The sequence below is a fragment of the Synechococcus sp. PCC 6717 genome (genome assembly GCF_022698185.1).
Taxonomy (GTDB): domain Bacteria; phylum Cyanobacteriota; class Cyanobacteriia; order Thermosynechococcales; family Thermosynechococcaceae; genus Thermosynechococcus; species Thermosynechococcus lividus.
The window spans coordinates 24,775-40,072 of record NZ_JAKLTV010000024.1 but is presented as its reverse complement, the minus strand read 5'-3'; the positions used below and the strand labels follow the sequence as shown (position 1 = coordinate 40,072).

Sequence of the window (15,298 nt, the reverse complement as noted above, 5' to 3'; positions counted from 1 at the left end):
CTAGGTTAGCGGTAGGCAACAACGGTCCAATGGCGATCGGAGGTGGCGGTCACCTCAACGCTGCAGGGTGGCTGGGGTATATTGGCCAACATGCTGCTAATTTCCTCAAGGGTGAGGGCGGCATGGAGGGAGTCGGCAAAGAGTTGGCGTTGCTGTGGATCACAGTCTTGGGCGTAGGTTTGCACCAGCGTATTGAGGTGCTCATGGGTGGTCGGGCGGATCAGATCCCGCACAAAGAGCAGCCCGCCGGGGCGCAGTACCCGCAACATTTCTGCGAACGCTGGCCGTGGATCTGGCAAGTGATGAATAAGGCTATTGCTGATGACTACGGCAAAGGAACCGTCGGTAAAGGGCAGTGCCTTGGCATCGCAGGGGCAAAGGGTGATGTTAGGGCATTGCTGAGTATGGGTGTGGGCGATCGCCAGCATAGCTGCGCTCAGATCCGTGGCGGTGATGTGCCAATGGGGGTATCGCTGCGCGAGCATCCGGGGAATTCGTGCTGTGCCTGTGCCGACATCCAGCAAAGATAGGGGGTGATCGGCCTCGGTAATCTGCGCCAGTAAATCCTCACAAAACGCCGTGTTAACTGCCCTAAAGTCTGTGGCATCGTAGGCGGCTGCGGCTTCAGGGGTGTCCATCACCTCTGGCTCGAGAACCCGCGGTAAGTGAGCAGTAACCATGCAACCCCTAGTCCGTGACCTTTCGTATTCTATCGAAGCTAGACCCTGCTCAGCTAAAAACCGCAGGAGCGCCGCAGAGCCAACAGTTGGGCGTTTTATCAATTGAGACAATGTCTGCAGTACAAGGCGATACTGGCAGGGGTTAACCTTGTGGTTATGCCGCCGGCCTACACATTGCAGMCCTGCCACAAGTGTCTGCATATTCATCCTGACCGGAGCAAATCTTATCGGTCGGGTAAGATGTTCACGTGCGGTCATTGTGGCTGGCAGAGGGATGCAGACTTTAACGGTGCAACTGTGATTGCACTTTTGGGGCGGCCTGTAAACCAGCCTAGAGGTATGGCTGACGCCACCTACGGAGCGTGGTTGGCGTGCCAACTGCAGGGCTACCGAAAGCCCGCGCTCTGTCCGTAGGAGGAGCGTCGGGTAGTTTACCAACCTGTAACGAGCCAACACATCCGGTACAGTAAAAATAGCACATGTCCATTCCTTAACACGCTTGAATGCGGAGTATTCTACTATGCCCCCTCGCTGGCCCCGTAAACCGGATCGTCGAGATCCGCGCTACCGTCGTTTAGACGATCGCATGAATTTTGCCGTTCATGTGGCAGCATTTGCCGCAGTGAACTCGGGCGGTTGGTTTTGGCACCAAGTTCAGCCCCATGCTTTGCCCTTTTTACCCCTACTCACTTTGGGGTGGCTGGTGCTATTGCTGGGGCATGGGGCGTATATCTTTGCGATCGCCCGCTACGCCGATGGAGAGTTTACCCCATGAGTCGCACCCCCTTAATTGAACGATTGGCTGCTGCCATTGGTGGTGAAATTTACATTGATGTGGCCAAATGGCATCTGTACCTCAGGGATGCCAAGCTGCATACCCCCCTTGCGGAGGCATTTTTGCCCCTCCTAGAGCAGGGAGAGGTGAACCGTAGCCACGTACAAGCAGTGTTGCAGGAGGTGAGCGTGCCTCTGGGGGGTGGCCAAGAGTCTCTCTCCCTTGACCGGTTGGTTCCCAAAACGAATCAAGATAGCCTTTTAGAACTGCTCAACCGCTTCCGCCAAGACAACCTCTGATGGCAGACCTACACCTTTATGGTTGCGGTGGACACAGCCTGCGATCCCACTAAGAAGGGAGCCAAGTTGTATCCCTAGCTCCCTGATGTTCATCTACATTTGGCTAATGGGCTGCGCCCCTGATTGCCCTAGCTAAGGGCAACGTGGGAGCGATCGTAGGTGGCACCAAATACAGGATTGATTTTGCCTTGAATTTGGCTCCAGTAGTTGGCGGCAGTGGCGGGCATACCAATAGCAGCAGCAGTCCGTGCCAACAGGGTTTGCTCACGGCTTTTGATGGTAGCGTGATGAGCCATTGCCAATGAACGTGCCATTTCATTAATACCTGAAGGCATCGCTACAGACACCGTTGTATCGGCCATCCGTGCTGCCGGCACTCCCGCCAATTTTTTGCCTTTTTGGTACTTAACACCGCGATAGGTCATGATTTTCAGCGAGTCTTCCGGTGGATTCACTGCTGTGGCCACACGGTAGGTAGTGCCGCGATATTTGGCCACCACATCCGTGGCTTGTGTGTTGATTGCAGGAGGAACGTAGTTGTACTGAACGCCGCGATAGGTAAGAGTAGTCATAGTTGTCGCCCCATTTTTATTACAAGGTGGATCATTTGAGGCGCGTTCCTTCGGGATCACTTTCCCTACTTCCGTCTCTGACTACAGGAACAACGCTGACGAGTCACTAACGTCTTAAACGCGTTTTACTGATGTCCTGAGAGAGATGAACGATTCATTTCTGTATCTAATTTAACAATTTCTCCACCTTAACGCAAGTTGTTCACAAAACTTTACTATTGGCCTCCTTGAAGCTGTGCCAATAGCCATGGATCTACGGGCTGGCCATCACGCCGTTGCAGGTGAACCTGTACCACATAGACCAAGCCAGAATTGGGAGGGGCGGGATGTTGAGAAAAAGAGATGATGTAGTCGGCAGGATTTTGTTGATACTGTCTCAGCCAATCTTCTACTTTTGCTGTTGCAAAGAAGGACTGCCCTTGTTGGTACATTTGGCTAATTTGCAAATGTAAGTTGTAAGGTTTGACTTCTCCCCTCCTTGAAAGAGAGGGGATTCCCAAAGGATGCTACGCAACGGGCTGAAGCCGCGTTGCTTCGCTTTTCCCTTGAGCTGTCACCCACAACTTAATGCGGGTGGGGGCAGTCAAAGACCCCCTACTCACCTCAAGCATTTCTGCTATTGGGACTACGTTTATGTTTCGGWTCGTGGTTTCGCGCTTTTCAACACTAGCCAATTCGATACGCTCAACATCCTGCCATTGCTTGCAGTGGTTTAGGCTTGCCGCCAAAGCGTTAGTGACTTACTTGCCGGGATTTCTCCGTACTAGGATGTCTCTTGGCGTAGTTGATACGCCTACTTTCCACGTTTTTAGTTTAACACATAGAGAGGGCTAAAGCCCCCTGAGTTGGCTGTATCCCCTCGCTAAAGCGGAGCGCCCACATCACTCCTATAACCCTATACAACCCTATACAACAGTGTCGGATTGTATCTTTTCTTCCATATTCCGAGCGGTAAAGGAGAGTTTGTGGCAAGATAGGAGTCGTAGCTAGTGATACATTCATAACCTAGGAGCAACAACCTATGAGCCTAAAACTTGGGGATGTCGTACCGAACTTTACTCAAGCCTCCTCAATGGGGGAGATTAACTTCTACGATTGGGCGGGTGATAGCTGGGTTGTTTTGTTTTCGCACCCTGCAGATTACACCCCCGTCTGTACGACGGAACTGGGTGAGGTGGCACGGTTGCGCTCAGAGTTTGAGAAACGCAATGTGAAAACGCTTGCCCTGAGCGTTGATAGTGTTGAATCTCACTTGGGTTGGATCAAGGATATTGAAGAGGTCAATAACGTTAAGGTTGATTACCCGATCTTGGCAGACGAAGATAAAAAAGTCTCCGAGCTGTACGACATGATCCATCCTAACTCCCTCAACAACTTAACGGTGCGCACCGTTTTTATCATTGATCCCCAGAAAAAACTGCGCTTAACCCTCACCTATCCCGCGAGTACTGGCCGCAACTTTGCTGAAATTCTGCGGGTGATTGACTCACTGCAACTCACCGACAATTACAGTGTGGCAACCCCAGTGAATTGGCAAGACGGGCAGGAGTGTGTGATTGTGCCCTCAATCAACGATGAAGAAGCCAAGGAAAAATTTCCTAAGGGCTTCAATACTGTTAAGCCTTATTTGCGGCTGACTCCTCAGCCCAATAAATAGAGATAAAGGCGTTGCTGAATAGACGTATGATGTTCGGGTTTGAGTCTTTTGCCGCCCTCATCCTAGCCTTCTCGCAAAGGAGAGGGAACAAGACTCTTAGCTCCCTTCTCCCCAAGGAGACGGGTTGGGAATGAGGGAAACTCATAGCCACATTCAGCAATACTGAGATAAATAGAGGATCCTTTACTGTTAGCGGCACCCTACAACCCTGTGGGGTGCTTTTTTGATCTGCGCAGGAGCCTAAGCCTCATGCCCCAAAACACGAAACACCTGCTGTTGGGTAAAGAGTTCTACTAGGTCGGCATTAATTTTGAACTCGTCGGCTTCTTGACGCAAAATGCTTAAAGCGGTTTCAACGGGTAAGCTTTTTTTGTAGGGGCGATCGCTAGCAGTGAGGGCATCATAGATATCGGCGATCGCCAACATTTGGGTTTGTAACGGAATGTCTGCTGCTCCAATTCCCCGCGGATAGCCGCCGCCATCGAGCCGTTCATGGTGGCCATAGGCAATAATTGGCACGTTTTTGAGGTGCTGGGTCCAAGGAATGCGTGACAAAAACTCATAGGTATGGGTGACGTGAGACTCAATCATCTGACGCTCCGCTTGGGTCAAGCTGCCACGGCGCACCAGTAATTGTTCAAGTTCCGAGGCCGTAATCAGGGGGTACAGCTGGCCATCAATCCCCTTGTAGTAGAAATGGGTCATGTCCTGAAGGCGGGCAAGGGGTTCCTCGTCAAGCACTCGCGGTTCATTGGCCTGTTCGAGGGTATGCCAGTAAGATTCTAGGAGGTGCAGGCGCTGCTGTAATTCGCTGTCGAGGTGCCGGAAAAATGCACAGTGATCACAGGGATGCTCGCCGCTGTGGGGCGTGTGAGGATGCGAGATCAGATAGTTCACCTTTGCTTGAGCTGTTTCCATTTCCAAGGTGCGGCGAACCAAGGCAAATCGCTGCCGCATGACTTCAAGGTGTTCTGGAAAAATTTTCTTTTGTTTATTGAGGATCGCTTCGGGAACGCCTATCTTGCCAAAATCGTGGAGTAGCGCAGCGTAGCGAATTTCCTGAAGTTGGCGATCGCTAAAATAGCACTCCCGAAAGACCCCGTGGGTGGTTGCATTTGTGATTTCTGCTAGGCGCACGGTTAGTGCTGCTACGCGCTCTGAATGGCCTGCTGTCGTTGGATCTCGGGCTTCAATTGCCTGTACTGAGGCAGTCACAAAGCCTTCAAATAACTGTTCAATACTTTTAAGAAGATGGTTGCGCTCAATAATCACCGCAGCTTGACTGGCCAGTGCCCGGACAATATGTTCTTCCCATGGGCTGTAAGGCTGAGTGAGGTCTCGGGCAGTCGCAGGGGTTAAAATAGCGTTCTGCTGGCGTTTACGATTAATGAGCTGCAAAACCCCAATCACTTGGCCACTGATATTCTGCATCGGCACCACCAGAACCGAACAGGTGCGGTAGTTAAAGGACTCATCAAAAAAACGATTAAACTGGTAGGTTTCACTGCCTGACAGGGCATACACATCAGCAATATTCAGCGACTCTGCCTTCAGGGCGGCATAGCCCACCAAGCTTTGGGCTGTCAGAGGAACGGTGTACTGCTGGACATGGTCAGGGAGGACTACACTGTCATTTTGTGCCGCCTTGAATTCTAAGACCGCTGGCTCTGCCTCTGCCTTCACCAGAAAAATAGTGCCCGCATCACTGAAGCTTATCTCACGACTTTTCGTAAGAATCAAATGCAATAAATCGTCTAAGGATTCTGTGGCTGAGAGGGCAAGCCCAATCTCCAATAGTTGATCTACAAGTTGCTGAGTGTTTTTACCTAACGTTTCACGTTCAAAGGGCGTGGTAATCATTGGCAAAGGCTCGTTAGGAATGAGGCCATTATAGCTGTCCCACCTCAGTATCGTTACCGGCGTTGCTGAATAGATGTATGATTTTCGGGTTTGAGTCTTTTGCTGCCCTCACCCTAGCCCTCTCCCAAAGGAGAGGGAACAAGAACCTTAGCTCCCTTCTCCCTAGGGAGAAGCGTTGGGGATGAGGGCAATTCATAACTATATTCAGCAACACCCGACAAACGACCACATCTGGTCACACTGAATCATTAGCCGCCCTTTTTTCAGCTCGTACGCTCACTTGGCACGGCACGTTCTGATAGGGTTCATTGAAGTCAAACCAAGTTAGGCGGTACGGCGTTTTCAGACTTAGTTAGACGGATCCCTTTGCTGAAAAACCTCAAGCCAATGGCGTAACTTTTCAGCAGCCAATTCCCGGCCACCAAAACCAAACGCAATGGCAATAGCGACTGCTATAGAACCCATCAACAAACCAAAGGCTAGGTTAATAATATTTGGCGCAATTCCCATCTGTTGTAAAGACATCGCTGCCACCAAAATAATGATGGAGATGCGTGCAGCTTGGGCGAGAATGAGGCCACTACGTCCGCCGGTGTGCCGAATCACATTAAAGGCAAGATTAGCAAAATAGAGGCCAATCGCAAAAACCACTAACCCAGCAATGACCTGCCCCAAGATACGCATCAGATCAGTTACAATCTGTGTCAGCTCGACAAAGCCAAGTACATTAGTGGCTGCTACAGCCGCAAAGAGCATGATGCCAACCAAGGCTACCACCCCAACAAATTGGGAGGGGGTATAGGTCACCGTAGCCGAACTCTCTGGCGTGTCGGGAGCTGCCTCAGACCCAGCTGACCCTGCAACAGCGATGGGTAACCCCAACCACTGAAAAACATTGTCAAATCCTAGGCTTGTTAAAAAGTTAGTGACGAGAGATTGAACAAATTGACCCACAAGAAAGGCAATAATCAAAATTACGATAGCGGCAAAGATCTGGGGCACCGCAGCCAAAATTTGATTCAGCATATTGACTGCTGGAACTGTAATTGCCCGAATTTCTAAGGCTTCCAAAGCTGCAATCGCAGTTGGAATCAAAATCAAAACATAGGCCACAATTCCTAAGAGTCCCGAAATGGAATACTGACTTCCTTGGAGGGGGAGGCGGCGCACCAAGCGATCAGCACCAGCAGCGGCTAAAAGATTAGTCACTAAACCTTTGACAACCCGAGCAATCAACCAACCCACACCGGCAATGATGATTGCCTTGAGAACCTTAGGCAAAGCAGAGAGTAATTCATCTAGCAAGTTCTGGATGGGTGCAAGCGGGCCTTCTAGATTCAAAACGCCTAAAATAGTTGGCAAGAAAAATAAAAAGACAAACCAATAGAGCACGTTACCTAGAGTACGGCTGAGCTTAAAGACATTCTCTGGAGGAGTTGCCGCTGTAGTTGTTGTTTCTGTTAGCTTTTGATCTAGGTTTAGGGACTCAGCCAGACGAATCACAATAGTTTTGACAATGGTAGCAATGATCCAAGCCAAAATGCTAAGGCCAATGGCGGAACCAATCCGAGGTAAAAATCCCGTAATTTCTTCTAAGAACTTATTGAGAGGGCGAGAAACTTCGGTGAGATTGAGGGCATTGAGAGCAGCAATAATTGCCAAGAGCATGATCACCCAAAAGGTAATCCTGCTGATCCACACTTCAATTGGAATGGTAGGCCTCTCGTGTGCTTCGCCACTCACCCACTCTGTTAGGCGATTATCAAGACCAGTGCGATTCAGCAGTTGTTTAACCCCCGTTGCGACTAAGGTTGCAATTAGCCAGCCTAAAATTAAAAGGGCGATCGCACCGATCAATTGGCTTAAAAGCAGCCCCAGATCATCAGGAATCAGACGATCAACAAGACTAGTTTCCTGTCTCATATCTGTTGGAAATTGAGCTGGCGATATGACAATAAAATTAATACAACTTGAACAGCCTGCATAGATCATAATCAGTTCTCCATACCTTGGTCAGCTCGTAAAAACACTAACTCACTACAATAGCAAAAAATTAAAAGCCAATGATTAAAAAATATAGAAAATTATTGCAAAATATTAGTCAATACTTAAAGTAATAGACTCGGAATATGAGGACATAAACATGGCTAACAACAAATTGGCAATTCAATAGGTATCAATACCGAGGGTAGTTACGTGGGATTGGGGAACTAAACCCATAGACACTTCAGTAAAAATAAAAGACAAAAAAGACGTTAGCTTAAGTTGTCTGAAATTTTTAATACACCACATTTGGTAAGAGTAAAAATATTACGGATCACTCTAATTTTTACACCCACTCATTCTATCACCTGTTTTTCAGGCACAAGTATAACTGCTGTTATTAATTTTTGCAACAATATATTGATAAAATTTGCAAAGTTCAGACTTGCAAGTGCAGGGGTCAATCCAGTTCAGCCAGGTGTCAAACCCTGAGAGTCCTAGGCATAGGGTAACTTCTAAACCCTTCCCGATGTTTGGCTTGAGCCATCGTTAGACAACCGCTACACCAAGAAATACGGCTTAGGTCTTGTTACATATCTTTACGATTTGTCGAGCGCTAATTGATATTTTTTCTCATTAAATGCGCTAGACTGATTCCGGTGATTGTTGACATGAGCAATCAACAACAATCCTTCAATTGTCCAGACTATTTGTTTCTAGGAGGACTCTATGGCGATCGCCAGCGACCCCGTAGCCACGGTGAATACACCGCCTGCTAGCAGTGCAGGGCTACAAACCTACGGTCAAGCCAACGTCAAGTACGACTGGTGGGCCGGTAATTCACGCTTTGTTGGTCTTTCCGGCCTGTTTATTGCAGCCCATGTTGCTCAAGCTGCCCTGACGGTCTTCTGGGCAGGAGCTTTCACCCTTTATGAAATTTCTCAGTATCAACCCGATGTCCCCATGGGAGAACAAGGGCTGATTTTACTACCCCATCTTGCCACCCTTGGATTTGGGATTGGCGACGGCGGTCAAGTGGTTGACACCTATCCCTACTTTGTCATTGGTGCAGTTCACCTCATTGCTTCAGCCGTGTTGGCCGCTGGGGCTCTGTTTCATACCTTTCGTGCCCCTCAAGATCTCAGCACCGCCAAGGGTCGGGCACGACTCTTTCATTTTCGCTGGGATGATCCGAAACAATTGGGTCTCATCCTTGGGCACCACCTGCTCTTTTTGGGCTTGGGGGCGCTGTTACTGGTGCTTAAAGCCACCGTCTGGGGAGGGCTTTACGATGCCAACCTCCACGAAGTGCGCCTTGTAACTCAGCCCACCTTAGACCCATTTGTGATCTACGGTTATCAGACCCACTTTGCTAGCATCAATAATCTTGAAGACCTCGTCGGTGGGCATATTTACGTGGCAGTCCTCCTGATTGGGGGTGGTATTTGGCATATCGTTGTACCACCGCTGAACTGGGCACGGAAAGTCCTGATTTTCTCTGCTGAAGCCATCCTCTCCTACTCTTTGGGAGGAATTGCGCTGGCTGGTTTTGTTGCTGCCTACTTCTGCGCCGTCAATACCCTCGCTTATCCGGTGGAGTTCTATGGCCCACCCCTTGAAGTGAAATTAGGGATTGCGCCTTACTTTGCCGACACTATCCAACTCCCCCTCGGTCAACATACACCGCGGGCGTGGCTCGCCAATGCTCACTTTTTCCTCGCCTTTTTCTTCCTTCAAGGGCATTTATGGCATGCCCTGCGAGCCATGGGGTTTAACTTCAAGCAATTAGAAAATATTCTCAATCCAATTGCTGAGACTTAATCGCAATTAGTTCTTTATATCTCTTAGGCAGTCTCCCTCGATCCATGGCGATCGGGGGATTTTTATGGTGACGGTGGCTGATCTTCACTGCCTAAACTTGCAGGCGGCCCCAGTTCCACAATTGCCTTACTCGCCAGTGCTAAGTACAGGACAAAAGGGCAAAGTTGCACTCAGCAAGACGATAAGGTGTACTTAAAACTGTGGCTTCTCAATGAGGAAGCAGGCTGCCAGCACTGTTAGACGTCAAGTTCACAGTTGCATCAAGACCGACTGATTTTAATTCGAGATTTATCAATTTTTTGTCATCAAAAGGATGGCTAAATCATACACGAGCCGTTTACAATCAATGGCCAAAAATGATCTGTAAATAGTAAATAATTAAGAGAAACTTAAATTAGTAGTCTTTAGTATTGTCAGCTACAAAGAAAGCGTGAATTGCAGTTTATAATTCTTAAAATCATCAATTAAAACCTGACAAATTTTAGGATCCCTTGATGTCTCAAAAAACAACTCAAAAAACAAGGTGTACTCTATGATCAGCGTTTTAAGGCTGGGAATTGAGGAACTGTGGTTGCTGCTTTTAGGCAATTTTGCCCTGCTATCGCTATACATTCACCTAATGCTGGGATGCGCCAATAAGCTAGGATGGTACCATGGAAAGTCATAATTTTTTATCTACCCCAAGTTTGATCTTAAGGACATGGTTAGCTGTCAAGGCTATGGATTCGACTTTCCAGGGGGTGTAGACCCTTACGAGTTAATACGGCCAATTCTTGCACGGCTACCTCTATTAATGATTTTTTACGGGAACGAAGGCGACGTCCTTTCTATTAATCAAGAGGTGACGACGCATTTGGGGTGGGATACAGGAGATTTACTCTCACGCGATTTGTTGAGTCAGTGTTTCCCTGACCCCGAAACCCAGCGCCAATTTCGCTACTGGATGCTCCATCCCCCTCTTGGTTGGCAAGAGGTTCCCTGTCATTCTGCCCATGGCCAAGTGTTAGAGATGATCTGGGCGTTTGTGCGCTTTCCCAATGGTGAGGGCTTGGTCTGTGGCTACAACGTTACCGACGCAAAGCTCACCCAATCGGCACTGCTAGAAACCAGCGATCGCTATGCGTTGCTCACTCGGGGCATGAATGATGGCGTGTGGGACTGGAACCTCATCACCGATGAAACGTTCTACTCCTCACGCTGGAAAGCCCTGCTCGGGTATCAAGACCACGAAATTGGCAATCGCATTGATGACTGGCTACGGCTCATCCACCCTCAGGATGCAGAGCGGGTGAAGTTAAATTTAACCTTACATGTGCGCGGCCAAACTCCACATTTCCACCAAGAGTTTCGCATTCAGCATCGCAATGGCTCCTATCGCTGGGCGTTAGCGCGGGGGTTGGTCTTGCGGGATGCTTACGGCAAAGCCTATCGCGTGGCTGGCTCGTTAACCGATTTAACGGAACATCGCTTAGCAGAGGCGCAGTTACTTCACGATGCCCTTCACGATTCTTTAACGGGGCTAGCGAACCGCACGTTGCTATTTGATCGCATTGAGCAGGCAGTACGGCATGGTCGTCGCCGTCCCGACTATAAATTTGCCATTTTGTTTATTGATATTGACCGCTTTAAGGTCATTAACGATAGTTTGGGGCACAGTTGTGGGGATGTCATTCTAATTGAACTTGGACAGCGCCTTCAGCGCATCGTGCGTCCGGATGATACAGTTGCCCGCATTGGTGGCGATGAATTTGTCATTTTGCTGGATGATATTAATGGCAATAACGATGCTTTGGGGGTGTGCGATCGCATTCATTGTGAACTGAATACTCCCTTTATCCTCAAAGAGCAACAGATTATGCTACGGGTCAGCATTGGGGTGGCTACCCGTACTGCCAACGTTGAAAAGGCCGAAAATTACTTGCGCAATGCCGATATTGCCATGTATCGTGCCAAGCTGGCGGGGGGAAGTTGCTACCAAGTTTTTAGTGAAGAGATGCACCTAATGGCGCGCGATCGCCTGTCGTTAGAGGTGGGACTGCAGCAAGCCCTAGAAAGAGACGAGTTTACACTACACTATCAGCCCATTTACTGCCTTAAGGATAATCATCTCTACGGCTTTGAAGCCTTGATTCGCTGGCAGCATCCCACCGAAGGGTTACTCAGCCCCGAGCGGTTTATTCCCTTGGCTGAAGAAACGAGCTTAATTGTACCGATTGGGGATTGGGTATTGTGGCAAGTCTGTCGTGATCTGCAACGCTGGCAAGAGCAGTATCCCCAACACTCTTTCTGTGTCAATGTGAATCTTTCCAATCGCCAACTCATGCATCCTAGCCTTGTAGAACAGGTGCTAGCGGCGCTTGAGCAGACCCAAGTGCCCCCTGAGTCTCTCCACCTAGAGATTACAGAAAGCGTGGGTATGGATAAACCTGAGCAGGTGCGGGACATTTTGCTCGCCCTCAAGGCTCATGGCCTCAAACTGAGCATGGATGATTTTGGCACGGGGTACTCGTCCCTCAGCTATCTCACTAACTTACCCATTGACAGTCTCAAGGTGGATCGTTCGTTTGTGAAGTTAATTACCGAGACCAACCAACAGCACTCGGTCATTGATGCGATTCTAAGTTTGGCGAAGGGGCTAGATTTGGAGGTGGTTGCCGAGGGGGTTGAGCACGCCTATCAGGTCATTCGCCTGCGGGAATTGGGGTGTGACTATGCCCAAGGCTATTACTTTTCACGGCCTTTGACGCGAGAGCAGGTGGATCAGCTGCTGGCTGAACGCTATCGTGTTTGATCGCTACAGCAGCCATAGGCATCACTAAGGCAGTAAGGGCTAAAACCAAGGGGTTGTTTACCGATTTCTATCAACTGGATTGCACGAGCAATCGCTTCATGATTAAAACAATGGAGTGATTCTCGTCTTATCGAGGCATAGCAGGCGCTGTCCGGAGCATTGCCAGATGAGATGGGTCTTCAAATTATTCTTCAGCCTCAGCGTACTTTGATAGTAATTTCCATGAGCCAAGAGGGAATCATGGGTTTAGATGGAGCATAGTAAAGCCACCCTAGAACAAGCCATGCAACTTTCTGTTAGTAGCATATCCTCTAAACTCCCTATGGCAATTCTATGCCTTGGCATTGCAAGCTGTGACGGATCTGGTTCGGAGGCGTCAGTTCCCGACGCTGTTTTACAGGCATTCAATACAACCTACCCAAATGTATCTCCGAAATGGGGGCTAATGCCTTATGGGTATGAAGCGGTATTTGTTCAAGATGGACTGGAATATGAAGTGGAGTATTCGTCATCTGGAGAGTGGCTGGAGACAGAATATGAGGTTCAAGAACTCCAATTTCCCCAAGCCGTATTGCAAACGGTGAGGCAACAATATCCCAATTACACCATCACGAAGTATGAAATTGAGCTAACACCTCTAGGCACTTTCTATGAAGTAGAAGTGGAAGGGAATGACCAAGAGATCGAGCTTTATTTTGATGAACAGGGGCGGCCAACTGCCAATTCCAATGAGGATATATGAGAGACGCTTAAGCATCAATACTCCAGATTGTTATTGTGGGAGCGTATGACCCGTGCGTTTACCCCCAGCGGAACAGCGCCGCTCCCCACGTCAATCCTGCGCCAAAACCAGCTGTGGCAATAAGGTCGCCGCGTTCGATCTGCCGTTGCTGTAGGGGAGTGGTTAAGGCAATGGGAATGGAGGCCGCGGAGGTATTCCCGCAATGGCTGACATTGCTAATGACTTTGTGGGCGGGCACACCGAGGCGATCGGCAACGGCATCTAAAATGCGCTGATTGGCTTGGTGCAACACCAACCAGTCAATGTCGTCAGCACTGAGGTGGGCGCGGTACAAGGCTTTTTCAATAACTTCCGGCACTTGGGTAACAGCAAAGCGATAGACTTCGCGGCCGTTCATGGCAATGGGGGCAAAGCTCCCTTGGGCGATCGCCACCGCATCACAGAGAGGCTGGCTGTTGCCCTGAAAGCTAAGGGTTAAATGCTCGTTAAGGCGACCATCACTGCGTAACTCAAAACTCAGGAGCCGATCCACGTCACTGGCTTGGAGCACCATTGCCCCTGCTCCATCGCCAAAGAGAATGCAGGTGCGACGATCGCGCCAGTCCACCCAACGCGAGAGAATATCGGCCCCAATCACAATCGCATTGCGGTAAGTCCGGGTTTGTAGGTACTGAGCGGCAGTGACCAGCCCAAAGATAAACCCCGAACAGGCAGCGGTGAGGTCAAAAGCCACCGCATTCGTAGCGCCAATGCGAGTTTGCACTAAACACGCCGTGCCAAACAGATCATCGGGGGTTGATGTGGCTAAAATCACTAAATCCACGGCGGCCGGGTCTAGGTCTGCCATGGCTAGGGCAGATATCGCTGCCTCGGCAGCCAAATCCACAAGACCCTGATCGGGTGCAGCAATCAGCCGTTGCGTAATTCCGGTACGGGTGCGAATCCATTCGTCAGAGGTCTCCACCAAGGCACTGAGGTGCGCGTTTGTTAGTGTTTGGGTTGGGGTTGCGGCTCCTACCCCAGTAAATCGAACACCCACTAAGCGCGATCCTCAATGGTAACTGTGTGTTGGTAGCAGGCTTGAATCCGCTCTGAAACTCGATGATCCACCGCCTCTTTAGCAAGGCGAATTGCATTAAACATTGAAGGAGCCTGGGAGCTGCCATGGCTAATGATGCAGATGCCATCCMCCCCTAGCAGCAGCCCCCCGCCATGCTCGGCATGATCAATCCGCTGCTTAATTTGCCGCAAATTAGGGCGCAGCAGCGCCGTCCCCAGTTGTCCCCGCCAGCCTCGGGGCAGTTCTTCCCGCAGAATTTGCACCAGTACCCCCCCAAGGGACTCGGCAAATTTCAGCAACACATTTCCCACAAAGCCATCACAAACCACCACATCAAACTGACCAGACATGATGTCGCGGCCTTCGGCATTCCCTAAAAAGGAAATCTGGTCATTTTGGCGCAGCAGTTGGTGCGCTCTGAGGGCAACATCATTCCCTTTGCAGTCTTCTTCACCAATATTCAGCAGACCGACCTTGGGGTCATCAACATCCAGCACATACTTGCTATAGATGGAACCCATCACCGCAAACTGCTCTAGATATTTGGGGCGGCAGTCCACATTGGCACCAACGTCTAGCACCAAGACTGACTTACCGGCAATCAGAGTAGGTAGCACAGCACCAATGGCGGGGCGATCGATACCGGGGAGTCGTCCTAGCCGCAGCAGCGCCGCTGCCATCGCTGCCCCCGAGTGACCCGCTGAAACCACCGCATCTGCACGGCCTGATTTCACTAAGTCCATCGCCACGTTAATCGAGGCATTGGGTTTGCGCTTGAGAGCCACTAAGGGTTCTTCGTCCATATCCACCACATCCGTGGCCGCCACGATTTGGGGCTTGGCGCTGGGGGCGTGCTGATCGAGGTAATTCTGGATTTGAGTAGGGTCACCGACAAGAAAAATATCGGCATCTAATTCTTCACTAGCTCTGAGGGCACCGGCAACGATCTCATCAGGGGCATAGTCACCCCCCATGGCATCCACAGCAATCCGTGCACGAGTCATTGGCTGAACTCTTACGACAAAATCCTTCAGAATTTTAGCAGATGAACTGCCTTG

The 15,298-nt window shown here is 49.8% G+C and carries 13 protein-coding genes, 1 pseudogene and 1 riboswitch; of the genes and pseudogenes, 7 read left to right on the top strand and 7 right to left on the bottom strand.

What is annotated here, in order from left to right; genetic code table 11:
* Positions 1–5: 5 nt before the first annotated feature.
* On the bottom strand, positions 6–680 hold the full coding sequence (locus L5470_RS10020) for a class I SAM-dependent methyltransferase (RefSeq protein WP_499499770.1): 675 nt from the start codon (positions 678–680) through the stop codon (positions 6–8).
* 66 nt (positions 681–746) lie between these two features.
* On the opposite strand from L5470_RS10020, the pseudogene L5470_RS10015 reads away from it, so the two are divergent.
* From L5470_RS10015 to L5470_RS10005, 3 genes and pseudogenes are all read left to right on the top strand, one after another.
* Positions 747–1,094: pseudogene (locus L5470_RS10015) on the top strand (zinc ribbon domain-containing protein); the annotation flags it as partial.
* Positions 1,095–1,200: 106 nt separating this feature from the next.
* Positions 1,201–1,455 carry a hypothetical protein gene (locus L5470_RS10010; RefSeq protein WP_099798240.1) on the top strand — a complete coding sequence of 85 codons (255 nt, stop codon included), beginning with the start codon at positions 1,201–1,203 and terminating at the stop codon, positions 1,453–1,455.
* Entirely contained in the window at positions 1,452–1,754 is a 303-nt protein-coding gene (locus L5470_RS10005; protein WP_448525050.1) for a DUF3181 family protein, read from the top strand. The genes L5470_RS10010 and L5470_RS10005 overlap by 4 nt, the downstream gene beginning before the upstream one ends.
* Before the next feature lie 128 nt (positions 1,755–1,882).
* On the opposite strand, the gene gifA is transcribed toward L5470_RS10005, so the two are convergent.
* A complete protein-coding gene (gifA, locus tag L5470_RS10000; protein WP_099798239.1) occupies positions 1,883–2,326 on the bottom strand; it encodes a glutamine synthetase inactivation factor IF7A in 444 nt (147 codons plus the stop codon).
* 39 nt (positions 2,327–2,365) lie between these two features.
* Positions 2,366–2,480, bottom strand: a riboswitch (Glutamine riboswitch).
* Positions 2,481–2,541: 61 nt separating this feature from the next.
* Positions 2,542–2,757 carry a hypothetical protein gene (locus tag L5470_RS09995; RefSeq protein WP_099798238.1) on the bottom strand — a complete coding sequence of 72 codons (216 nt, stop codon included), beginning with the start codon at positions 2,755–2,757 and terminating at the stop codon, positions 2,542–2,544.
* Positions 2,758–3,347: 590 nt separating this feature from the next.
* On the opposite strand from L5470_RS09995, the gene L5470_RS09990 reads away from it, so the two are divergent.
* The gene (locus tag L5470_RS09990) at positions 3,348–3,983 is read left to right on the top strand and encodes a peroxiredoxin (protein WP_099799325.1); all 636 of its coding nucleotides are present in this window, start codon (positions 3,348–3,350) and stop codon (positions 3,981–3,983) included.
* A 240-nt stretch (positions 3,984–4,223) separates the two neighbouring features.
* Here the strand turns inward: L5470_RS09990 and L5470_RS09985 are convergent, their stop codons facing one another.
* Positions 4,224–5,843, bottom strand: a complete 1,620-nt coding sequence (locus L5470_RS09985; protein WP_499499766.1) for an HD domain-containing phosphohydrolase — start codon at positions 5,841–5,843, stop codon at positions 4,224–4,226.
* Between the two features lie 348 nt (positions 5,844–6,191).
* Positions 6,192–7,766, bottom strand: coding sequence for a mechanosensitive ion channel (locus tag L5470_RS09980; RefSeq protein ID WP_198406004.1), 1,575 nt, complete (start codon positions 7,764–7,766; stop codon positions 6,192–6,194).
* Positions 7,767–8,555: 789 nt separating this feature from the next.
* On the opposite strand from L5470_RS09980, the gene L5470_RS09975 reads away from it, so the two are divergent.
* From L5470_RS09975 to L5470_RS09965, 3 genes are all read left to right on the top strand, one after another.
* Positions 8,556–9,647: a chlorophyll a/b binding light-harvesting protein gene (locus tag L5470_RS09975; RefSeq protein WP_099799322.1), complete on the top strand. Its 1,092-nt coding sequence runs from the start codon at positions 8,556–8,558 to the stop codon at positions 9,645–9,647.
* Between the two features lie 793 nt (positions 9,648–10,440).
* Positions 10,441–12,438, top strand: coding sequence for a putative bifunctional diguanylate cyclase/phosphodiesterase (locus tag L5470_RS09970; RefSeq protein ID WP_499499763.1), 1,998 nt, complete (start codon positions 10,441–10,443; stop codon positions 12,436–12,438).
* A 322-nt stretch (positions 12,439–12,760) separates the two neighbouring features.
* On the top strand, positions 12,761–13,180 hold the full coding sequence (locus L5470_RS09965; protein WP_499499761.1) for a PepSY-like domain-containing protein: 420 nt from the start codon (positions 12,761–12,763) through the stop codon (positions 13,178–13,180).
* 58 nt (positions 13,181–13,238) lie between these two features.
* Here L5470_RS09965 and L5470_RS09960 read toward each other — a convergent pair whose 3' ends face one another.
* Together L5470_RS09960 and plsX are read right to left on the bottom strand one after the other, a co-directional pair.
* Positions 13,239–14,219 (bottom strand): beta-ketoacyl-ACP synthase III, encoded by a 981-nt coding sequence (locus L5470_RS09960; protein WP_499499759.1) that lies wholly within the window; start codon positions 14,217–14,219, stop codon positions 13,239–13,241.
* Positions 14,219–15,244, bottom strand: a complete 1,026-nt coding sequence (gene plsX / locus L5470_RS09955) for a phosphate acyltransferase PlsX (protein ID WP_499499757.1) — start codon at positions 15,242–15,244, stop codon at positions 14,219–14,221. The genes L5470_RS09960 and plsX overlap by 1 nt, the downstream gene beginning before the upstream one ends.
* Positions 15,245–15,298: the final 54 nt, after the last annotated feature.